Annotated in this window: 15 protein-coding genes and 1 riboswitch; of the genes, 6 read left to right on the top strand and 9 right to left on the bottom strand. The window is 37.8% G+C overall.

Translation table 11 applies throughout. The features are described 5' to 3' along the window. Positions 1 to 34: 34 nt before the first annotated feature. Complete coding sequence (locus M3182_RS05605) at positions 35 to 1873, bottom strand: bifunctional diguanylate cyclase/phosphohydrolase (protein ID WP_251557338.1); 1839 nt, start codon at positions 1871 to 1873, stop codon at positions 35 to 37. Positions 1874 to 2616: 743 nt separating this feature from the next. On the opposite strand from M3182_RS05605, the gene M3182_RS05600 reads away from it, so the two are divergent. Then, positions 2617 to 3456, top strand: coding sequence for a 5-bromo-4-chloroindolyl phosphate hydrolysis family protein (locus M3182_RS05600; RefSeq protein ID WP_349775421.1), 840 nt, complete (start codon positions 2617 to 2619; stop codon positions 3454 to 3456). After that, positions 3453 to 4640 (top strand): toxic anion resistance protein, encoded by a 1188-nt coding sequence (locus tag M3182_RS05595; RefSeq protein ID WP_251426316.1) that lies wholly within the window; start codon positions 3453 to 3455, stop codon positions 4638 to 4640. The genes M3182_RS05600 and M3182_RS05595 overlap by 4 nt, the downstream gene beginning before the upstream one ends. A gap of 394 nt (positions 4641 to 5034) precedes the next feature. Here M3182_RS05595 and M3182_RS05590 read toward each other — a convergent pair whose 3' ends face one another. Beyond that, positions 5035 to 5517, bottom strand: coding sequence for a VanZ family protein (locus tag M3182_RS05590; RefSeq protein WP_251557337.1), 483 nt, complete (start codon positions 5515 to 5517; stop codon positions 5035 to 5037). Between the two features lie 134 nt (positions 5518 to 5651). Between M3182_RS05590 and M3182_RS05585 the strand changes: the two genes are divergently transcribed. Continuing rightward, positions 5652 to 6557: an acetamidase/formamidase family protein gene (locus tag M3182_RS05585; RefSeq protein WP_251557336.1), complete on the top strand. Its 906-nt coding sequence runs from the start codon at positions 5652 to 5654 to the stop codon at positions 6555 to 6557. Between the two features lie 106 nt (positions 6558 to 6663). Then, positions 6664 to 6771: riboswitch (TPP riboswitch) on the top strand. Between the two features lie 80 nt (positions 6772 to 6851). Next, positions 6852 to 7427: an energy-coupled thiamine transporter ThiT gene (thiT, locus tag M3182_RS05580; protein ID WP_251557335.1), complete on the top strand. Its 576-nt coding sequence runs from the start codon at positions 6852 to 6854 to the stop codon at positions 7425 to 7427. 99 nt (positions 7428 to 7526) lie between these two features. Here thiT and M3182_RS05575 read toward each other — a convergent pair whose 3' ends face one another. From M3182_RS05575 to M3182_RS05560, 4 genes are all read right to left on the bottom strand, one after another. Next, on the bottom strand, positions 7527 to 7991 hold the full coding sequence (locus M3182_RS05575; protein ID WP_251557334.1) for a hypothetical protein: 465 nt from the start codon (positions 7989 to 7991) through the stop codon (positions 7527 to 7529). A 109-nt stretch (positions 7992 to 8100) separates the two neighbouring features. Continuing rightward, a complete protein-coding gene (locus M3182_RS05570; RefSeq protein WP_251557333.1) occupies positions 8101 to 10440 on the bottom strand; it encodes a SpoIID/LytB domain-containing protein in 2340 nt (779 codons plus the stop codon). Between the two features lie 172 nt (positions 10441 to 10612). Beyond that, complete coding sequence (locus M3182_RS05565) at positions 10613 to 11227, bottom strand: class D sortase (RefSeq protein WP_251557332.1); 615 nt, start codon at positions 11225 to 11227, stop codon at positions 10613 to 10615. Further along, positions 11224 to 12681 carry a processed acidic surface protein gene (locus tag M3182_RS05560; protein WP_251557331.1) on the bottom strand — a complete coding sequence of 486 codons (1458 nt, stop codon included), beginning with the start codon at positions 12679 to 12681 and terminating at the stop codon, positions 11224 to 11226. The genes M3182_RS05565 and M3182_RS05560 overlap by 4 nt, the downstream gene beginning before the upstream one ends. A gap of 257 nt (positions 12682 to 12938) precedes the next feature. Between M3182_RS05560 and M3182_RS05555 the strand changes: the two genes are divergently transcribed. Further along, positions 12939 to 16352: a CDP-glycerol glycerophosphotransferase family protein gene (locus M3182_RS05555; RefSeq protein ID WP_251557330.1), complete on the top strand. Its 3414-nt coding sequence runs from the start codon at positions 12939 to 12941 to the stop codon at positions 16350 to 16352. A 59-nt stretch (positions 16353 to 16411) separates the two neighbouring features. Here the strand turns inward: M3182_RS05555 and tagD are convergent, their stop codons facing one another. Both tagD and M3182_RS05545 read right to left on the bottom strand, forming a co-directional pair. Beyond that, a complete protein-coding gene (gene tagD / locus M3182_RS05550; RefSeq protein ID WP_251426309.1) occupies positions 16412 to 16801 on the bottom strand; it encodes a glycerol-3-phosphate cytidylyltransferase in 390 nt (129 codons plus the stop codon). Positions 16802 to 16997: 196 nt separating this feature from the next. Then, on the bottom strand, positions 16998 to 17471 hold the full coding sequence (locus M3182_RS05545) for an Hsp20/alpha crystallin family protein (protein WP_251557329.1): 474 nt from the start codon (positions 17469 to 17471) through the stop codon (positions 16998 to 17000). A gap of 587 nt (positions 17472 to 18058) precedes the next feature. Here M3182_RS05545 and M3182_RS05540 point away from each other — a divergent pair. Continuing rightward, entirely contained in the window at positions 18059 to 21439 is a 3381-nt protein-coding gene (locus tag M3182_RS05540) for a CDP-glycerol glycerophosphotransferase family protein (protein WP_251557328.1), read from the top strand. Between the two features lie 52 nt (positions 21440 to 21491). On the opposite strand, the gene M3182_RS05535 is transcribed toward M3182_RS05540, so the two are convergent. Then, a complete protein-coding gene (locus M3182_RS05535) occupies positions 21492 to 22409 on the bottom strand; it encodes an LCP family glycopolymer transferase (protein WP_251557327.1) in 918 nt (305 codons plus the stop codon). Positions 22410 to 22464 lie beyond the last annotated feature (55 nt).

Raw genomic sequence — 22464 nt, 5'->3', positions numbered from 1 at the left:
CCTATAAACACTATAATAACGAACAAAAGGTGGTTTAGCCTGTTCCCTGGTTTAATCCTTCAACGCAATCTTTTAAGGAATAATTGACTTTTATCATATTGATAAACTCAGCTACCAAAACAGGATCAAATTGTGTGCCAGCACAGTTTTTTAACTCTTCAATGGCCTCTTCAAAACTTTTCGTCTTTTGATAAGGACGCTCCGTTGTCATCGCATCAAACGAGTCGAGGATGCAGAGAATCCGGGCAAGTTTTGGGATATTGTCACCCTTTAATCCATAAGGATAACCGTTTCCATCATACCGCTCATGATGGAGTTCAACAAGTGGAATTAAGTCTGAATGGGTTTTATCGGTCGATATAATCTCTTTCCCCCAGGTTACATGCTTTTTCATGATTGCCCATTCGTCTGGGTCAAGTTTGCCTTTTTTACCCAAAATCTCCCGTGGAATTTCAAGTTTCCCGATGTCATGAACGAGTGCTCCGAGCATGAGAGTTTTCCGTTCCTGATCATTTAATTGAAGCTTTTTCGAAAAATCGATGGCATATTGATAGACGCGTTTGCTGTGACGATACGTATAAACATCTTTGGATAAAAAGATTTTAAGTTGCTGTTCAGCTTCCGCTATATCATTTTCAAGGTTAAGTGATTGTTGAGCCGAATAATCAGATTGATGACTGTAGATCAGCACCATATTTTTTCCTTGATCTTTTGCATTATAAGCGGCCATGTCTGCCTTATTTAGAAGCGCTGACGCATCATACGTTTCTTTTTCCCATTCGGCAATTCCTCCAGAAAACGACAAACACCCATAAGGCAAGATCTCTACGCCATCAAAGGGAGTGTTATTTGTCTTTTTCCGAAGTTGGTTCACAAACGTCATCGCCTCGGATTGAGGAGTATTCGGCATAATGAGGGAAAACTCCTCGCCACCATACCTTGCCACAAGGAAGTGATTCTCCTCTGCTTCCATTTTTAATAGATTCCCAAACTTCTTCAAAAGTTGATCCCCTTGAAGATGACCATATAGATCATTGTATTTTTTAAAATCATCAATATCTAAAATTGCGACACTTAGTGGTTGTCCAGTTTCTCTAGCAATCCTAACTTCTTTCTCTAAATGTTCTTTAAAAGCCCCGTGGTTATAGAGCCCTGTTAAGTCATCAATATTAGCTTTATGGGCTACCTCTTTGTATAGTTCAAAATGCTGTCTGAAGGCCTGTGAAAGTAAATAGGTAATACAGATAAATAGAAACAAACCAAATAAATTTTGTCCATGAATAAGGATTAACAGAACTAAAGACAGCAATAACATACTTAAATAAGTTGCAATTGTATCTTTAAGCATTCCTTTTAGAACAGTAACTAAATTTTCATTCGCTGATAACAGAAAAAAGATTCCAACAAGTAATGTATTCACAGTGAAATACACAGTTAAAGAGGATATATAAGGAATTAGATTAGTCAGGTTAACGTTCCCAACCTGACCGTTTGTTGAAATAAACATATAATAAGAACTAACGAGCATCATAGAATAAAAAGAAAAATTAAGCAGGTGATTCTGCCACTTTGTCCTTCTTTCAGTAAAAGCAAATATGATGGAGCTACAAACTAAAATGCTCATGCTAAATTCTAATCCATATAGAAAAAGGTTGGCCAAATAGATGGAGGAATCCATAGAAAGGGTATTTCCTTTAGGTGGAAGCTGGATAAGGTGATGGTTTAGTAATAAAACAGCACCAGTCATAGCAAATAAGGTGATCCACTCCGAATCCGTATGTGAAGTTACATCGAAAAAAAGAAAAGCTGTTATCACACCCATAAAAGAAATCACAAAGCTATAAGAATGGGTTGAGCTCTTGAAAATTTCCATTTATACCACTCACCTAGATAAACTCAAGGAGAAGTTATTAGCAACTTCTCCTCTAATATTTAGATACCGATAATTTTGAAACCTGCAACGATGACAGACCCGAATACTACTGTATTCATTATAACATTAGATAGTGCAATTCCCTGAGCTTTAAGTCCTTTTTTCATTGGATATCACCTCCTTCTAATGGAAGAGAGTTCCCAGTTTCTTTGTTCTTCTTATAATTCTGACCATTAATATTGAATAAAAAGAAATCCTAGTTTTGTAGATTCAACCAATAATATGTGTTTACCATCTTGTCTCTGGTTTTTAATCAGAGATTTGATAGTCTTTTTCTATATTTCCTTTTCGAAAAAGGCAAACAATAACCGAAAGAATCTATCGAACCAGTAACGATCCGTTAACACCTGTCATATTGAAAATGAAGACTTTAGTGGGAATAATATCCTATAGAAATATTTTAGGTTCAAAATATTGTTTTTACAAATTATATTTGCTAATTTTATGAAATTTTTGTGGATTTTATTGTAGTGGTTGAAAATAGAGATGATTTATGAAGAACATCTCGGTCTTAAGTCTTAGGGATTCTTACCGTTGAGGACTGTGGAAAAGAGGGAATTTATGATGTATTGTTGAATGTAAGAAGCATACACCCATTTATAAAAATTTCTGTTTAAAACGAAACATATAAATCTGTTCATTCGTATGAATACAGAGGAAGCATATGTAAGGAGTCGATACTCATGAACCCGTTTCTTTCATTTCTTATTCAGTCAGCTGTGGCATTCCCTTCGGCAGTGACCATTTGGCTAGTTAGCATTTTTGCTATAAATAATCCTTTTTGGTTATCTTCCGGCTTGGCATTAGCTGGTGGGGGACTCGTATTTTGGCTAGTTTCCCTATATACCGGTTCACGTTTTTTGAAAAAAAATGGCCTGACAAGGAAGGAATACCGATATATTAAGAAAAACTTAGATGAAGCAAAGAAAAAAATATCACGATTGCATAAATCATTATTCTCCATTCGTCATTTGCCTTCGTTAAAAGAACGAATGGAGCTTTTGCGCATGATAAGAAAAATCTTTACAATGACAAAAAAAGAGCCAAAGCGGTTTTACCGAGCGGAACGGTTTTATTTTTCACATTTGGATTCCGTTCTTGAACTGACAGAACGATATGCCTTTTTATCGTCGCAACCGAAGCGGAACCGTGAGCTTGAATGGTCTTTAGCAGAGACGCGTTCCACACTGTCGGAAATGACCAAATTGGTTGAAAAGGATCTCTACCATGTGTTAGAAGATGACATCGACGATTTAAAATTTGAAATTGATGTTGCTAAATATTCGATAAAAAATGTGAGAGATTCGGGGCAATTAGAAGAGTCCGTGACAAGAGCCTCCATTTCTAAGGAAAATCCAGTACCTGAAACAAAACCACTTGATAAAAATAAGGAATCAACGAATCAAGCTGAAACAGGACCACGTTATTTTATTAATACAAAAGTGGCTGAAAAAGAAGAAGTAAAAATCCCAACTAGTAGAGAAGCAAGATATAAGGATAAAAACAGGAGGTTCAAGGAATGAGTGAAAAAAATCCAGATCTATTAAAAAACACCGATCATCTGATGGATGACCTTCTAAATAACCCATTTGGAGATAATAGTTCAGAATTAGAGCTACAGCCTGCACCTGAAAAACAGTCGGCGGATGCCAAGCCAGTACGGCTGATTGATGTAATTCCAGAAGAAAACAAAGCAAAAGCAATCCAGTTGGCTGAACAAATTGATCCGAAAAATCACCAGGCCATGATTTCTTACGGAACCCAAGCCCAGGGGAAACTGTTAACATTTTCTCATACGATGCTTGAGCATGTGCAAAAGCAGGATGTAGGCGAAGTAGGGGACATCATTAATGATTTGATGAAACGCCTAAAAGACGTCACTCCAGATGATCTTAAGCAAGAAAAGACCTCTTTTTTCGGAAGAATGTTTGGTAAAATCTCAAAGTCTGTTCAAGAAGTGCTTTCGAAATATCAAAAGACAAGCGCTCAAATTGATCGCATCAGCGTAAAATTGGACCGCAGTAAAAATGTTTTATTATCAGATATCGGGATGCTCGAGAAACTTTATGAAAACAACAAAGAATATTTTAATGCGTTAAATATTTACATTGCGGCTGGGGAGTTAAAGCTTGAAGAACTAAACAACAAAACCATTCCTGAATTGAAGCGAGCAGCGCAGGCAACAAATGATCAAATGAAGTTTCAAGAAGTGAACGATATGATCCAATTTGCGGATCGTCTTGATAAGCGTCTGCATGATTTAAAATTAAGTCGAGAAATTACGATCCAAAGTGCACCGCAGATTCGTTTAATCCAAAACACAAACCAGGCGTTGGTTGAAAAAATTCAGTCATCGATTATGACTGCGATTCCGTTATGGAAAAACCAAGTAGCAATCGCATTGACGTTAATTCGACAGCGCCACGCGGTGGAAGCGCAAAAACAAGTTTCCAAAACAACCAATGAATTGCTGCTAAAGAATGCAGAAATGCTCAAAAGCAATACAATTGAAACCGCAAAAGAAAATGAGCGCGGCCTTGTAGATATCGAAACATTGAAGAAAACGCAAGAAAACCTAATTACGACACTAGAGGAAACCATGCGTATTCAAGAAGAAGGGCGAAACAAACGCCGCCAGGCAGAGTACGAGCTCTCTAACATGGAAAACGAACTACGTCAAAAGCTTCTTGAAATCAAAGGAGATTAATTGGTGATTATAAAGGGTTCCGAAGCATTCAGAAGGTGCTTCCGAACTCTTTTTTTGGTGGGGGAGAATAGTGGTTTAGTCGTACTTGGTGAACGAAGTGGGAGGGCGATCTTTCCCGAAGTCATGTGGAACACTACTATGGGACTGCTTCTGCCAGCACTCCCTTACGACGGTAACGTAGAGTACTTCTACGTGCCCACTCCAGCTTAATTTCTATCTCAACGGTCACGTAGCCCACCTCTATGTACCCGGACCTGCCAGTTTTCCCACGCGACAGTCACATAGATTGAGAAAGACGAAAATAGGAACCAGTCACCAACATCAAAAAATACAAACAATACCTCAAAAAAAGAAAAAATCACCAACAAAGAATTGGTGACCCCAGTAACAATATTTACTTTGCATAAGCTTGTAACATTCGATGAATAATCCGGTAAATTCCAAACCCGATGATTCCACCAACACTATTCAAAATCAAATCATCAACATCAAAGCTACCGACGCGGAAGTAGAATTGTAGACTTTCTACGAGTAGAGTGGAGGCTACGACTAACAAGAACGTGCGCCAAAATTTCATATAACCCCTAAATAATAGCGGTAGAAAGAAACCAAGTGGCACAAAGGCTAGGATATTTCCAGCTAGGTTTGTAATGACAATGCTAGTATTGATATAACCCGTTGCGTTTATATAACGCATGATCGTTTCAAAAGGGACGAGATTGTATTCGGTGATGGCTTCATTTCTCCCAAAACGGACTGCCTGCCGGTAAGAACTGAAAAATAATAGAATCGCAGCCAATCCAATATACACTAGGAATAAAAAATAGCTTAAGCCAGCGATAAATTTTCTTCCTTTAAACTCAATCGTTGTTAGCATCGCAAATCTCCTTTTAAAAAATCTCTTCCCATTCTATCAGAATCCTTTTTCGAATAAAGTCGAAATCCATCATTTCTCTTCATTTATGTTAAAATAGGATAAATTTCATATTTCTGAAAAATGAGGTGGGCCACATGGGTACAGCAGTGCCAAAAGAACAGTTTTTTTATGCTTTTAGTAAAAACAATGAACCGAAACAAACAGTAGCATCAGGGGCAACCGTAGTAATCGAAACTTACGATTGTTTCCAAAATCAAATTCAGTCAGCGGAAACATCGTATAACACCGTTGATTGGAATCAAATTAATCCAGCCACAGGACCGGTTTATATTGAAGGAGCGCAGCCGGGGGATGTCTTAAAGGTAAAAATAGACGATATTGAACTTGCTGACCAAGGGCTATTGTCGACTGGACCAGGGTTGGGCATTATGGGCCACCGTATTGAAGACTTCACGGTGAAAATGATTCCAATCAAAGATGGGAAAGCAGTGTTTAATGACAGAATCCAACTGCCGTTAAACCCAATGATCGGCGTAATTGGCGTTGCGCCAGAGGGCGAACCTGTCAATAATGGAACGCCAGGTGCACACGGTGGAAATATGGATACAACACTCATTACAACAGGTGCAACTTTGTATTTTCCTGTCTTTCAAGAAGGTGCATTATTTGGTCTAGGTGATCTTCATGCAGCCATGGGGGACGGAGAAATCGGTGTTTCAGGCATTGAGATTCCAGGGAAAGTAACGGTCACATTTGAGGTAATCAAAGGAAAAAGCATTCCATTTCCATTTGTTGAAAATAGCGAAGGGATAGCGGTGATTGTCTCCAAGGAAACGCTTGACGAAGCAGCAAAAGCGGCCGTAGAAATCATGGTTGATACACTTTTACCTCATACAGATTTAACTTTAGCAGAGCTTACCATGCTTTTCAGTGCAGCTGGTCAAGTTCAAGTTTCGCAAATTGTCGACCCATTAATGACAGCCAGATTCTTTGTCCCAAAGCAGATTTTAGAAGCGTACGGAGTTAAATTATTTTACTAGGAAACTAGTCTACCGAATGACACGGCAACGCGGTGAAGGAAATATCTACTGTTGCCTAGTAGGATTTAATAGGATACAATAGTTCTAAATTAAAATGAATACGAAGCAAAACCACAAGGGGAGCTTGAAGCTGAGAGTGGACAGTCAATATGGCTGTTCAGACCCTTTGAACCTGTTAGTTAATGCTAGCGCAGGGATGTGGAATTTTTATATAGTCATTCTAGATGAAAATTGGTTATAGAATGTACTCCCCTTGAGGTTTGCTGTGCTTCGAAAAAGGGGGAGTATTTTTTTATGAATAAATTGCGTTTAGTAGCCATGATTGAGGCGGCTTTCTTTGCAGCAATCGCGATGGTTTTGGATTTACTACCTTCCATTACTATAGCACCAGCAGTAACGATTTCGTTTTCAATGGTTCCAATCTTTATCATGGCTTTCCGATGGGGCTTTAAAGTAAGCTTTCTTTCAGGCTTTTTATGGGGGCTGTTACAGCTTACAACTGGAAACTTTTATTTTTTATCGATTATCCAGTTCTTGATTGAATATTTTATTGCCTTTGCTTTTATCGGTTTTGCGGGCTTTTTCCATCCTGTGATTCAAAAGGCATTAAAACAAGGCAGCAAGCTGGCTGTTTCGATCTGGATTGTGGTCGCGGTTTTTGTAGGAAGTTTGGCTCGATATTTTTGGCATTTCATTGCCGGTGTCGTCTTTTGGGGAGATTATGCTCCGGAAGGGATGTCCCCAGTCATGTATTCATTTGCGATGAATGGCTTAGCGATGCTCGGAGCGGCTGTTCTTTGTTCCATTGTCCTAGTCATACTCATATCCGCATCTTCTAGGCTGATTATGAAAAAAAGAACTGCACATTAAGTTTATTAATCAAACGTTTGATTAAATGGAGAAGGTGGCCTAATTGGCCACCTTTTTCCGCTTTAAGCGTCAACTGTTCACGGTTCTTTTTTGATCCGTTTATAGGTTATAATCCCAAACAATCCGCCAAGCTCCTTTATACTCAACAACATACACTTCCTGTTGAAAATGAAAGGCACCGTATTTGCCTTTATAATGTTGGGTTACGAGATATTTGTAGGCAGTTTCGAAAGGTTCGTGACCTTCATCCATTTTCCAATTATCCACTTGTTCAGCTTCCGAAATAGTATAGGTAAAAGTCTCCGCACCGAAATGTCCAATGAACACGTGGGTACGGTCTTGCATATAAGCTGTTTTGGCAAACCGCTCCTGCATAAAAGGATGAAGCAGTTCCCAAGACCTGGAGAAATCGCCATCCGCTTCATAAGTATAAAAATCCTCGACCATTTCTTCGGCATTCCGGTCACTAGAAAATAGCCATGAACCAATCCCAAATAACAGCAAAACAATCACTAAGAGAATGATAGCTGGAACAAAAATGGGAGGAAATCGACGTCGACGCATAATACTCCCCCTATTCTAGATGAGTTGTACATGTATATGAACAAGCAGTTATATTTATGTTTTTAGGGACAAAAAGAAAAACCGGTGCATATTCACACCGGTTTTCTCATTATTTTACATTGGTTAAATATTGTGCAGCCACAAATCCAGTCTTCTTTCCATACTGAATTTGATACCAAGAACCCGTCTTCTTTAAAACCGTCACCGTTTGATTTTTCTTAACGGTTCCGATTACCTTGCCTTTCGTTGAAGCGGTTGAACGAATATTTAATGTTGTTGCTTTCACTTTGCCTGTCAGTTTCTTCGGAGCAGGCTTCGGTTTGTTGAGTGAATACGTACTAGAAGCTGTTCCTTTGTTCTTACTATCATCGATTGCCGTGATCGCAAAGGAATATTTACCGTTGTTGACTTTACTCACATTCCATACAAATGAATGAGTTCCCGCAGCCTTTTGCGAATCCTTCGCAAGGGTAGTCACAACCTTCCCTTTTGAATCCTTAACCGCTACAGTAATTTTTGCTTTTTCATTCGTTGTAAAACTAATTTTTACTTGATTCTTTTTCGAATCAAACGGCGTTTTAATCGATTTAATGGTTGGTGCTTTTGTATCTTTCTTAACCGGCTTAGCAGGTGTAGCTGGTTTGCTTAATTTATAAGCTATCAGCGCTGAACCACGATTTTTACTAGCATCGATCGCAATGATTCCGAAATTGTAACTTCCGTTGTTCACCTTTGAAATATCCCAAGTGACGCTTTGTGAACCTGCAGGCTTTTGAACTTCATTCAGCAGATAAGTTAGAATCTTACCTTGTGAATCTTTGACATAAACTGAAACTTTCCCAGCTTCGTTAGTCGTAAACTGGAGTGTTACCTTATTCGATTTTGTATCTAGAGTCGTTTTTGCCGCCCCGATAATGGGAGCGACTGTATCCATTGCAGGAACAGGAGTATTTACCGTTTCATTTGTCGGCTTTGACTCACTCGGTACCGGAGTTGGTTCCGCAGGTGTTGGTGTCGGTACGGCAGGCTCCGCCGCATCTGCGTCCGGTTCAACTGGTTTCGGTGCAGGAACAACAGGTTCCGCAACGGTAGGTTCAACAGGTGTTGGCGCAGGTACAACTTTGGCAGCATCTGGTTGAACTTCAGCTTCTACAGGAGTTACTTGATACATCTTTGATACATTGGTTTTATCAAAATAAAAGGCTAGAATCTCTTTGTACGATTTTCCTAATTCAGCAGCCTTTTTAGCACCATATTGGCTTAATCCGATTCCATGTCCATAGCCAGCTCCTGAAACGGTAATCGTATCAGTAGTTTGATTAACCTTTTCTACTAGATAACTCTTCATCAATGAAGTTCCGATGATTGAGCGAATACTCGATGCTGGATAATCGACTATTTCTAAGGAGTTCAACACGGCTTTGTTTTGTTCTTTTACTAAAATCTCAATCGTCAAGCTACCTTTGCTCACGCGACCTCCCGAAGTAGGAGCGTGCAGAGACAACGTTGGAACAGCAGCAATTTTTATGTCTTTTCCTTTGTACTTGTTTGCTTTGAGCCAAGTTTTCATATTGTTGATGACTGCTGACTGTTCCGCTTCTTTGACGCTATTCCACCATGCGTCCGCTTTAGCAAGATCTAATTTTGCCACATCAATCTGTTGTTTTTTTACGCTGAAATTCCACGGTGTCTTTGGATCATATGGATCAGCTTTTATCACTAAGTAAGGAAGTGGTGCTGAGCCCCATGCGTTTACATTGGATTCCGTTTTGCCGCCATTTGAGGAAGAAAACAGTGCGGCACTTCCGATTGCTTTCCCATTATACGTAATTACTTGTCCGGTCGTAGCATCCACGGCATCTGTGGAGCGTGGGTGCCATGTGTAGCCTCCATATACTTGGTATCCTTGGGTATCATCAATCACTCTGTTTGGATATCCCATCGCATATGTCCGCGCTGTAACTGCCTGTGCTTTTAAAGCTTCCATGCTCCAAAGTGCAGGCATTTCCGCAGGGACGACCCCTTTTAAATAGTCTTCAAGGCCAATCGTATTGATTGGTCGAATGTTTCCGCCATCAATCCCAATTTTAAAAGAACCCAAATATGGCCGTTGATTAATGGAAATGGGCCCATTTCCTTGTAATGGTTTTAACTCAAGTGTAGGAGCTTGCCCTATTTCTGAAGTCCCTTTGTATAAAACCAATTTCTCACCATTGATTTTGAGTTTGTAAGATTGGTTTGCTTCAAGTTTAGTTGTTCCAAGATTCGTAGAATAATCTACTTCTGGTAACAGATTAATTTCTTTTGTATTGCCAAGATAGTTTTTTAACGCTACCTGTAAAGTTGGTTCCACGGTTGATGCTTGAGATGGAACTGGAACATATGTGATCACTGGTAATACCATCATGATGATGACCAGCAGTAAAAATCCCCGCTTTATGCCTTTCATTTATTGACCCCTTTTCTATATCTATCTGCTAGAAAACTAGTTTCAGCAAAATCTATTATCGCGGGAAAAGAGAGAAAGGGATAGTAGGAGATTGTTTCCTTTTTTAAATCTAAATAAAAAACCTGATAAGTCAAAGACCTATCAGGTTAAGAGAATCAAAGGTTCTATAAGATTATTTTTTCTTCAGCAAATCGGCGACTAAAATATATCGGTCAGGAGCATCGCCAATAAACTGAAAAGGATAACAAGTGGTTACCGTTAAAGTAGCTCTTGGTTTCGGTACAATAACCGTCCGATCGTCTGCATCAACAATGCGGACTTGCCGGATTTTATAAGTGAATTCACCAGCTACTGTCCGGACAACGAGCAAATCTCCTTTTCCGACCTCACCTAATCGACGAAAGACGGTATCACGATGTCCAGACAAAACGGAATTGTCATTTTCACCCGGCAAGACACTTCCGGCAAAATGACCGACTCCTTTTTCAAGCTCGTCTTCATCTGTGCCGTGAAAGATCGGAAGCGTTGCATCAAGCTTCGGGATATAAAGTTCACCCATGTTTTCACCTTTGCTGGGACGAACAGGGTAAAGGACATCCTCATTTTCCACTTTCTTTACTGGCTTTTTTTTCTGAACTTCAGCTTCAGGTATTTCTATTTTTTGAGCAACTGGTTCTATCTCTTTTGACTCCTCCCCTGCAAAGAAAGGAGTTAGATTTCCGATTACAAGCCAAAGTCCGAAAACAATTAGCCCAACAGGAAGTAGGAGCCATACCTTTTTCATCATGAATGCTTCACAGTTCGTTTACGGAACCAAATTGCTCCAATGATGATCATTGCCAGTCCAGCTAGTAAACCTTCCGCATAGTTTCCAGCAGTGTTCGGTAACTTTCCACCTTTCACTGTTTTGACGACATCTGATTCTGTAGACGCGGCTTCTTTTGGAACAGTTTTGACGACTTCAAGTTTGTCTTCGACTTTATCAATCAAATCGGATCCGAATAGGTCATTTGTTAAAACGATGTCTGCTAGGAAAACACCTTCTAAGTTATAAAGCTCAATCAGTAAATCATAGCCATTCGCATTTTCGAGTGTTAACGCTTCTTGTTCGGAAAGAGCAATTTTTTCGTTGCCTTTGACAAGGTAATACTTTGCGTCAAGCTCGAATAAATTCATTATTTCACGGTAGATGGCAATCAATTCGCTCATTTCTTCGGTAGTTAAATCGTTCGCACTCTCGAAATCACCGAATGCAGCCAAACGTTCTTCAAGCTCAGTCAGCTTGTCCATAAATGCTTCGTCCAAAATATCAAGAGTCATAAAATGTTTTGCAAGGTTGACGAGTTCTTGCTTGTCTAAGCCAATGCCTAGGTCAGCTAGCAATTCGTCTGAGTCTTCTTCTAAAATGGTGATTAGAATGACGGTAAAATAAAGCTCATCAATGGTTTCATAATTACTCACAGAGTCGTCGTACTTTGCTAGCAAAGCGTCGAGTTCGGCTCTTGTCATCTCAAAAGTATCCAGTAACTCTTGTAAATTTTGCTCCGTAACAGGCAATCCGTATTCAAGCAATGCATACTCAAGGTCATCTATTGAGTCAAACTGATCAAGGGAATCTCCATTTGCAGCTAAGATACTATTCAATTCCTCAAGGGTCAGACCGTAATCATCTAACAAGTTTTGCAATGTTTGGTCATTAAGCGGCAATCCATAAACATAAAGCATGTCCTCAAGATCCTCGATAAAATCATACTCATCCACTGAATCATCATTCTTTTCGAAAATGGCGTGTAGTTCCTCAAGGGTAATCCCATAATCATCTACAAGCTGTTGAAGAGTTTCTTCATTTATTTCAGTCCCAGAATAAAAGTCCACTGTCATATCTAAAGCGTCAACATAGATGAAGACATTCTCTAGTGTATCTGTAGCTTCCATTTCCTCATTTTCAACCAATAATGCAACAAGTTCTTCCTTACTAGCAATCTCATAAACTTCTAATGTTTCTTGAAGATTTTCTGGTGTGATTTTTTCTCCAAGAAATTCATCTAATTCTTTAATTGTCTCAAACTCGTCGATAGTGGAGCCCCAAAAACGTGATAAATGCTCACTAAGTTGTTCTTCTGTAATTCCTTCTTTTGATAAAAAGCTTCCTAGTTCTTTGTCGCTAAAAGCAAAACCAACCGATGGCGAAATGCTTAAAGCAAGCAGCAAACTTAAAACCAACCGACCAACCCACTTCATCCCTTTTCCCCCTAAAAATTCATTTATTCTAGAAAATTATAAGGTGTCGAAAGACGGAATAATAGTAGGGACGAAAGAAATAATTTTCGACAAAAAGCAACTGCTCTAACTAGGACTGGGGAACCATTCTTAAAAAGGTATAAAAATGCTCCATGAAGTTAATTCTCTTATGATAAAGGGTCAATTTGGAAGGAGGCCACCCAGAAGGTAGGTTTCCCTTTCCCTATAAGAATTTAATCATAAAGGATGCATGGTTCGTGAATATAAATGTGATAAAAAAGGGACTCAATTTTGCGGTGAAACCCGCTTTTCAGTATCTTTTACGTGAACGGTATCGAGTGGTAAATCAATATGTAAGGTACTATGAAAAGTTGAAAATCGAAGAGAAGGTCATTTTATATGAAAGTCGTGATGGCAAAAGCATAACTGATAGCCCTTATGCGATGTTCAAATATATTCTTGACCACCCTGATTATAAAGATTTCAAACATATTTGGTCAGTAGCGGATTTTAATGAACTATCAAGTGTGATTTCGACATACAAAGAGTATCCCAATGTTCAATTTGTCCGTCGGAATTCAAAGGAGTATTTAAGATATTTAGCGTCTAGTCAGTATCTGATCAATAACTCTACTTTCCAACCTTTCTATCTTCCAAAGAAGAATCAAATTTACATTAATACATGGCATGGTACGCCATTAAAGAAAATGGGATTTGATATACCCGGAAATCCTGCCCATTCACAGAATGTGATTCGGAACTTTTTATGTACGGACTATCTAATTAGCCCTAACGAACATACGACGAAAATGTTTACTGATAGTTATAAACTCGATGGTCTTTATGAAGGGACCATCATTGAAGAAGGGTATCCCAGAATCGATTTAACACTCAAAACAGATCCTCAAGGATTTAAAGAGAAGTTAAGAGACTTAGGTCTAGAATTCAAGAATCAGACGAAGACCCTGTTATACGCTCCAACTTGGAAAGGGAAGAATGTATCTAATGCTAAGAACGATATGTTGCAAATTATTGGCGATCTTCGATATGTAGAAGAACAAGTTGGAGATGAATATTCGCTTTTGGTAAAGGTCCATCCTTTCTTATATAAGGAAGCGGTAAATTATGAGGAACTCAAAGGGAAATTGGTTCCAGACTTTATCGATACAAATGAGTTATTAGCGATCGTTGATTTATTAGTGACGGATTACTCAAGTATCTTTTTTGATTTTCTTGTAACAGGTAAGCCAATTATCTTTTATACATGGGATGCAGACCTTTATATGGATGAAAGAGGGCAATATTTCTCAAATGATGTCCTCCCTGGGCCTATTGTATACAATTCGCTTGAACTAGCAGAGACCATTAAGCAGATTGATGATATAAAGCCTGAATTCCTAGGTCGATATCAACAGATGCAGCAACAGTTTACTCGCTATGAGGATGGAAATGTAACGGAAAGAGTTGTTCAAACTATTTTCAGTGGAGACACAGAGAAGGTTCGTTCCATCACAGGTCTTGCAAACCAAAAGCAAAAAATCTTAATTTACCCTGGTGGAATGAGGGATAACGGGATTACAACATCGTTTATTAATTTAATGAACAATATCGATTTCGAGCATTATGATGTCACTTGTTTTACAAAGACCCCTAAGAGTAATGAAATCATAAAAAACATCAACAAGGTTAATAAAAAGGTGAGGTTTCTGTTTAATCCAGGGATCCCGATTTATGATTTGTTTGAGGTTTATCGCGATAAATATGTTCATTACCGAGGCGCGGGAGGGCGACTTGGAAAACGTTTGTATCCCGAAAAGTCTTATATGCGAGAACATGCGCGTTTATTTGGAAAAAGCCAATTTGATTATGTGATCGATTTTAGTGGCTATAGCCTCTATTGGGCTAAGTTTCTATTGGCTGCAAAGGCAAAAAAGAAAATTTGCTATATGCATAACGATCTCCTTTCTGATAGTGAGCGAACCATTAACGGCAAAAAACCTCATCGTATTAACTTGAGAGGATTGTTCTCTGTTTATCATCGTTTTGATAAGCTCGTCAGTGTATCGAAAGGGACAATGGAATTAAACCGAAAAAACTTATCAAAGTATGCAGACTTTGACAAGTTTGATTATGTGATGAATTCCATCAATCCTGATAAAATTTTGCAAAGTAAGACTCAGAATAAGAATGAAGAAGAAGTACAGGAAAATACGCTCCATTCAGAACCGACACTTGCTAAGGCAATCTTAAAGGATATTCACAAGTACCCTGTATATAGTTTTATCCCTGGTCATGAAAATGGTAAAGAATTCACATTAGAAGAGCATTTTGAACATGCTGAAGTGATTGTTTTTAGGAAGCTGGAAAAGGATGAAAAAACGTATTACAAAATTAGTTATGACCATCAAATCTTAGGTTGGATCGCTGCAGAAGGACTGGATATGCTTCCAGATGAAATTTTAACTGAGGAAAAAGTTAAAAGGTTAGCTAGACTTGTAAAACCCGGAGGAAACCCAATTTACTCTAAACCCTACAATCTACCTGGGTGTACGATGATTTCGAATAGCTCGGACTATAAAGGGCTTGTATTTGATGTGGATAAGGAGGTTGTGACCCTCCATGGGAAGTATAGTCAGATTAGCATCAAGGGAACAACCATGGGTTGGATTAGCCAGGCGGCGCTTGCTGTTCCTAAATATCTTCCTATTCATGATGAGATGGGCCATTTAGCAAAACTGAATACAATCATGAAAAGGAAGGCTATTCAAACAATCAATCATCGGAGAAATAGGCTATTGATTGATCACCTTGAACATCGACCTTTAGAAGAACAAATTGTAGAGCAACCAATGTTTGCCGAAATTGCTGAACCTGTAGAGCATTCGATTTGGACGAAACCGTATAAAACTTTTAATGCAAAGCTAGTTTCAGACGCAAAGGATTTTAAAGGAAAGGTAGCTAAAATATTAAAAAAGGTGAAAACAAAAGAAGGAACGTATTATCAATTTTCAATTGATAATAAAGTAATTGGATGGTTAGACAGCCAAGTATTTAAATTGAAAAAAGCTCTACCTGATTTAAATGAATTTCAAACAGAGTTTGGTGAGGAATTGACAGGGGGCTTTCTTCCAAAAGCTGACGATAATCAGATTCGTTTTGTGAATATGGGCAGACTTTCTCCAGAGAAAGGACAAGACAATTTAATCATAGCATTTACGAATATACACAAGAAGTATCCCAATAGCCAACTATATATCTTAGGGAAAGGGCCTTTAAAAGATCCTCTCCAAAAGCTAATTGAAGAACTTGGGATGACGGATTCTATTCACCTCATGGGGCAGCTAGAAAATCCATTTGTCTTTATGGAAAAGTGTGATTGCTTTGTTTTATCCTCGCATTACGAGGGTCAGCCAATGGTCCTTTTGGAGGCAATGACTCTGGGAATGAAAATTATTGCCACTGATATTGTTGCCAACCGAACAGTTTTAGAGAACGGTAAGTACGGGATGTTGGTTGAAAATAGCATAAGTGGTCTAGAAAAGGGAATGACATCAATTATTACTAAGGACATGCCTGATCAAGACCGTTTTGATTATCGGGATTATAATCATCTTGCCATGGAGACATTTTATCAAGCTTTAGAACATGAACAATATGAGTCCCACGGTTAAAGAACCAATACACGCGAGAAGCAGCCAGGTGAAAACACTGGCTGCTTTTGTTATGTATATTAGTTTTTGTGAAGGTCTTTCTTAATCTTAGTTGTCGAGATGCCAACAGTTCGAGGCAAATAGATGACTTCACAGTACGGTTTTAGAAAATCAAATTCTCCTTTCCAATCATCGCCCATAACAAAGACATCAATCTGATTGTTCACAACATCATCAACCTTTTGCTCCCACTTTGTTTCAGGAATGACTTTATCCACATATCGAATGGCTTCGAGGATGACCTTTCTGTTTTCATAGTTATGATAGGTTGTTTTATGCTTCAATTGATTAAATTCATCTGTAGAAAGGGCCACTGTTAAATGATCTCCGAGGTCTTTAGCTCTTTTTAAAATATTGATATGGCCCCAGTGGAGCAGATCGAATGTTCCGTAGGTAATGACCTTTTTCATTGTTCATTCCTCCCTTACTGTTATAACGATGCATAAAGTATTTAATGCTTATAATATGTATTTTTTTCTGTTCTAAACATTTGTAAATCAAATTTATGTTTGTATACGACTAATGAATCGTGAATGGGGTTTATAGAACTATGCGGCATAATTACCTACCTAAAAAAACAAGCAGGATATCCAATTCCTGCTTGTTTTATTCATTGATGTCAATCGCTTTTCCTTTTATCTTAGGAACAGTAATTTCTAGGATTCCATCTCGATAAGAGGCTTTTACCTTTTTCTCATCAATCGGTTGAGGAAATGTAATGGTTCGGTTCATTTGTTGAAATGACTCTTTCTGTTGATAAACATTTCTCTTGTCGTCTTCATGAATATAAACGTCTTGCTTCTTAATCGAAATCGTTAGTCGATTTCCCAAGATATCAATACCTATCTGTTCTTTCTTAATCCCTGGAAGTTCGGCAGTGACAATTTGCTGATCACCCAATTCACGAACCGAAACGGGGAATGTTGCCTGAGCAAACATCGGCTGTCTAAAAAAATCATCAATAGTATCTAAAAAACCTTTTACAGGAGCATCATTCATAAATTGTTGGAATGATTTAAACCAGTTTCCGAAAGGCTCAGGGTTCATTGGGGAATTTTTGTTGTTGGATTTTCCGGACATAGTGATCCCACACTCCTCTCAACTTAACCTTTTTTGGCTATTTTATGCTTATGTATAGTGGGAGGTGCAAGAAATCGACAGGATCAAAACTTTATTAAATACGGTTTTTTAGTATAATTTCATAGTGCAAACTATGATGAAATCATTTGTAATCGAATTTGTGTTGAAAATTACATGAAAGCACTTGTTCTAACCGGATATGACCATATCAACTATTACTTTAATGTCCTGGACTGGAGAAAAGAATGTTAAAATGTCAAAAAGTCAATTTAATAAAATTTGGGGAAATCAAGCTAAGAGGGCGATTTCTTATTAATAGTAAAAAGGTGGCAAACTCCATAAAAGGGGATTTGTCACCTTTTTGAATTTACAGTAAAAAAGGCGGGTATTTATAGAAATAATATCCAGACTTTATATACAGATTTATTGAGTTGAAGTAAAATGATGCTATAAAAGTACCAAAGTATTAAGCATTTAGATATCATCTAACAAACAAGGACAAAGCGGCAGATGAATAGTAGCATCTGAGATTAGGATGCCGTGAACTTGTTAATCAACCCATTCTATTAATAAAGGATGCAGAACAAATGAATATGAAAAGATTAAAAAGAAGAAAAGACTTTATTGTCCAACCAATCAAAAATTATGTAACAAAAGAAAATCATAAACGAGTAAACCATTATGCCGCCTTCTATGAAAATTTACCACTTAACAAGAAAACCATTTTGTATGAAAGTCGAGATGGAAATAGCATGACCGATAGCCCCTATGCGATGTTCCGTTATATGTTGGAGCATCCTGACTTCAAGGATTATATTCATATTTGGTCGATTGCTGATTTCAATTCTCTTTCAAGTGTGATATCAAAATACAATGGTTATCATAATGTTCAGTTTGTGAAACGAAATTCAAAAGAGTACCTTCAATCACTAGCAACATGTGAATACCTCATTAATAATTCAACCTTCCAGTCATTTTACACTCCTAGGAAAGGACAAATATACATTAATACATGGCACGGGACCCCTCTAAAAAAAATGGGGTTTGAAATACCAGGAAATCCTTCACAATCACAAAATGTATTACGAAACTTCCTTAGTACCACCTACTTATTAAGCCCTAACCCACATACGACAAAGATGTTTACTGACAGTTATAAGTTAAAAGGACTTTATGATGGAACAATCATTGAAGAAGGCTACCCTAGAATAGACTTAACATTAAATACAGATGCAAACCGGTTTAAACAGGATTTAAAAAAACTAGGCTTAAATATAGAAGAGAGTAAAAAGGTCATTCTTTATGCCCCAACATGGAAAGGGACCAATGTATCTAAAGCAAATAACGATTTGCTCCAAATCATTGCAGATCTTCAGTACCTTGATCAGAAAGTGGGAAGTCAATATAGTATCCTAGTTAAGGTTCATCCCTTTCTATATAAGACAGCGAAAACTTATGAGGAGTTGCAAGGAAAATTAGTTCCTGATTTTGTTGATCCCAATGAATTACTTTCGACTGTAGATATTTTGATTTCAGATTACTCTAGTATTTTTTTCGATTTTCTTGTAACCGACAAGCCAATTCTTTTTTATACATGGGATGCAGATGAATATGCAGAAGAACGAGGACAATATTTAAGTAATGAAGACCTTCCAGGCCCACAACTATATAACGCAATGGAATTAGCGGATGCAGTGTTGGACATAGAAACGATTCAAAAACGGTATCGTGAGCGGTATCAAAAAATGAAAAAGAATTTCACCTTGTATGAGGATGGAAATGTAACGGAAAGAATGGTTCATTATATATTTAAGTTATCAAATAAAGAATTGAACTGCATAAAGGGATTAGCTTTAGAGAAAAAGAAAATTCTAATATACCCTGGTGGGATGAGAGATAACGGGATTACCTCTTCTTTCATTAATTTAATGAATAATATCGATTTTAATCAATATGATGTGAGCTGTTTTACTGCAACGCCAAAGGACAAAGAAGTACTGAAAAATTTGGCAAAGGTTCATCCAAATGTTCGATTCCTTTTTAAACCAGGTTTACCTGTCTATAAATTAAGGGAGGTTTATCAAGATAAATTTATACACAATCGGGGAGAACACGGGGACTTAGGAAAAAAGCTTTATCCAGAAGCAGCCTATGTCCGTGAACATGCACGTTTGTTTGGAAACAGCAAGTTTGATTATGTGATTGATTTTAGTGGTTATAGTCTGTATTGGGCGAAGTTTCTCTTAGCTGCAGATGCTAAAAAGAAGATTTGTTATATGCACAATGATTTGCTATCTGATAGTGAACGAAAGGTTAATGGGAAAAGACCACACCGAATAAACTTAAGAGGACTATTTTCCGTATACCATCGCTTTGATAAACTTGTGAGTGTTTCGAAGGGAACGATGGAATTAAATCGGTCAAATTTAATAGAATATGCCGATTTCAATAAGTTTGATTATGTTATGAATTCAATTGATCCTAGCAAAATACTTGAAGATCCGATAGAGCTTATGGAGGAATTAGATAGCACTAATCATAAAGTAGAAAATATTAAAGCGAGAGCAATCCTGAAGACAATAAACCAACATGCCGTCTTAAGCTTTCCACCAGGCCATCCACAAGCTCATCCGGTGCGTCCAATACCAGAACTTGAACAAGCAGAAATTGTCGTTACCAAGAAATTAGTAACGGAGGATAGCGTTTATTATAAGTTTACTCATCAAAATCAAGTAATCGGTTGGATACATGAAGAAGCAATAGAACTAGTTCCAGATACCATTATCTCTGAAAAAAATATCAATAAAATAGCAAGGCTTGTAAAACCTAATCGGAATCATATTTGGTCTCAGCCATATAATGTTGCAGATATCCACAAGGTGTCAGGTAGCTATCCTTATAAAAATATGTTATTTACTGTGGATAAGGAAGCAGAGACTTTGCATGGGACTTATCACCGGATTTCTATTATGGATACTATTATTGGTTGGATCGATCAGTCAGCGCTACAGTTTTTAGAAAACTGTACAATTGATGAACACATAAGCCTGATAGAGCGGGGGATTCGAAATGGTAAGAGAAAGGCAATTCTTTCTAAGTTTAGTCGACTAAATCAACCATTCCTTCAGCGTTTGGAGGACCGTACATTAAAAGAAGAAAACTTTTATGAGGAAAAGTGGGCAAGAATTGATTTTCCGGAAAGTTACGATGTTTGGACAAAGGCGTATCCAAATTTCGGTGGTAGAAAAATTTCAGATGCTATGCAATATACAAATCAAGTGGTGAAGCTCCTAACAAGTCATGAGACCAGAGAAGGAGTGTACTATCAATTTAGTATTGATAATAAAAAAATTGGGTGGTTGGATTCAAAAGCCTTCACCTTGATAGAGGCATCTGAAAAAGTTGAGATTGAAAATGTTGTTTCGAATGTAAACGAAAAAGTTCTTGTAGAACCAAATGATAAGGATATTAACTTTGTAAATATGGGCAGATTATCTCCAGAAAAAGGTCAAGATAATTTAATTCATGCATTTGCAAACTTTCATAAAAGAACCCCTAATAGTAAATTGTTCATATTAGGACAGGGTCCGTTGAGAGAAAAACTTCAAACCTTAATCAATAAATTGGAATTGCAGGATGCTGTGTATCTTATGGGGCAGGTAGAAAAGCCGTTTGGGTTTCTAAAAAAATGTGACTGTTTTGTTCTTTCCTCACATTATGAAGGACAGCCAATGGTGTTATTAGAGGCCATGACATTAGGAATGAAAATTGTAGCGACTGACATCGTTGCTAATCGAACAGTCTTGGAGGATGGAAAGTATGGCTTACTAGTTGAAAACAGTATTAATGGGCTTGAGAAGGGAATGCAAAATATTATACAAAATAATGAAAATTCAATAGGTGAACCATTTGATTATCAGCAATATAACTCTGAAGCCATGGAGACTTTTTATCAAGTATTAGTATGACATGCTTAGTATAAGAAAAAGGGCAGGAAAATATTCCTGCCCTTACCTGTTATTAATTTATTTCTAAGTGCTCCCTCAATTCATTCTGAACACGTTGCTGTTCTTCGGCAGAAACAAGTTGGTAGGAAACTCCGCCAATATACGAGCCAGTCACATCAAGTTTCATTTGCTCAATATTACCTGCTGCACTCCGATAATTGCCTTGAATATCGACCATTTCATCAAACGTGATATTGGTCTTAACATTGTTTCCTAGTGCAGTGAAGATGTTACCAAAATTCGTTAAGGAATTCAGGCTAGCACCTTTACTGATAACACCTTGAATAACTTGGCGCTGGCGTTTTTGGCGACCAAAATCCCCGGTAGGATCCTGCTTTCTCATTCGAACATAGGCAAGTGCTTCCTCACCATTTAAGTTAAGGGTTCCTTCAGCAAATTGATAATGGTCCTGTGAGAAGGCAAATTCATTATTAACAGTAATTCCTCCAACTGAATCCACAATTTCCTGAAAACCTTCCATATTGACTTTAATATAATATTCAATTGGAATATCAAGGAAGTTTTCAACTGTATCCATTGACATTTCGACGCCACCAAACGCATAAGCATGGTTGATTTTGTCCTGTGTACCGCGACCAACAATTTCAGTACGAGTATCACGGGGAATACTAAGCATCTTAATAGAGTTTTTCTCAGGGTTCACGGCTAATGCAATAATTGTATCAGAACGTCCTTTATCACCTTCACGTTCATCAACTCCAAGCATTAAAACAGCAAAAGGTTCTTTCTTTTCAAAAGTAACCGGCTTTGGTTCCCGTGCACGTTGAACTGGTTCGTGCATCGTATCGACAGCAGTAGTTAAAGATCTATATACGGTAAAGAGGTATGCTCCTAATGATATTAATAATAGTAGAAAGATGATGCCAGTAACGCGGAGCCATTTTCTTTTCTTTTTTTGTTTAGCTCTCATTCTTATCCTCCATCGTTTTACAAATTTTGCGTTCACGATTTAGAATACCAGAAAA

The sequence above is a fragment of the Mesobacillus maritimus genome (assembly GCF_023715205.1).
GTDB lineage: Bacteria > Bacillota > Bacilli > Bacillales > Cytobacillaceae > Mesobacillus_B > Mesobacillus_B maritimus_C.
Note: the sequence above shows the minus strand (reverse complement) of the source record. Positions and strands in the feature narration are given on the sequence as shown.

Coding starts and splice junctions, on each gene's coding strand:
- M3182_RS05605 (WP_251557338.1), bottom strand. CDS start 1,873: ATGGAAATTTTCAAGAGCTCAACCCATTCTTATAGCTTTGTGATTTCT.
- M3182_RS05600 (WP_349775421.1), top strand. CDS start 2,617: ATGAACCCGTTTCTTTCATTTCTTATTCAGTCAGCTGTGGCATTCCCT.
- M3182_RS05595 (WP_251426316.1), top strand. CDS start 3,453: ATGAGTGAAAAAAATCCAGATCTATTAAAAAACACCGATCATCTGATG.
- M3182_RS05590 (WP_251557337.1), bottom strand. CDS start 5,517: ATGCTAACAACGATTGAGTTTAAAGGAAGAAAATTTATCGCTGGCTTA.
- M3182_RS05585 (WP_251557336.1), top strand. CDS start 5,652: ATGGGTACAGCAGTGCCAAAAGAACAGTTTTTTTATGCTTTTAGTAAA.
- thiT (WP_251557335.1), top strand. CDS start 6,852: ATGAATAAATTGCGTTTAGTAGCCATGATTGAGGCGGCTTTCTTTGCA.
- M3182_RS05575 (WP_251557334.1), bottom strand. CDS start 7,991: ATGCGTCGACGTCGATTTCCTCCCATTTTTGTTCCAGCTATCATTCTC.
- M3182_RS05570 (WP_251557333.1), bottom strand. CDS start 10,440: ATGAAAGGCATAAAGCGGGGATTTTTACTGCTGGTCATCATCATGATG.
- M3182_RS05565 (WP_251557332.1), bottom strand. CDS start 11,227: ATGATGAAAAAGGTATGGCTCCTACTTCCTGTTGGGCTAATTGTTTTC.
- M3182_RS05560 (WP_251557331.1), bottom strand. CDS start 12,681: ATGAAGTGGGTTGGTCGGTTGGTTTTAAGTTTGCTGCTTGCTTTAAGC.
- tagD (WP_251426309.1), bottom strand. CDS start 16,801: ATGAAAAAGGTCATTACCTACGGAACATTCGATCTGCTCCACTGGGGC.
- M3182_RS05545 (WP_251557329.1), bottom strand. CDS start 17,471: ATGTCCGGAAAATCCAACAACAAAAATTCCCCAATGAACCCTGAGCCT.
- M3182_RS05540 (WP_251557328.1), top strand. CDS start 18,059: ATGAATATGAAAAGATTAAAAAGAAGAAAAGACTTTATTGTCCAACCA.
- M3182_RS05535 (WP_251557327.1), bottom strand. CDS start 22,409: ATGAGAGCTAAACAAAAAAAGAAAAGAAAATGGCTCCGCGTTACTGGC.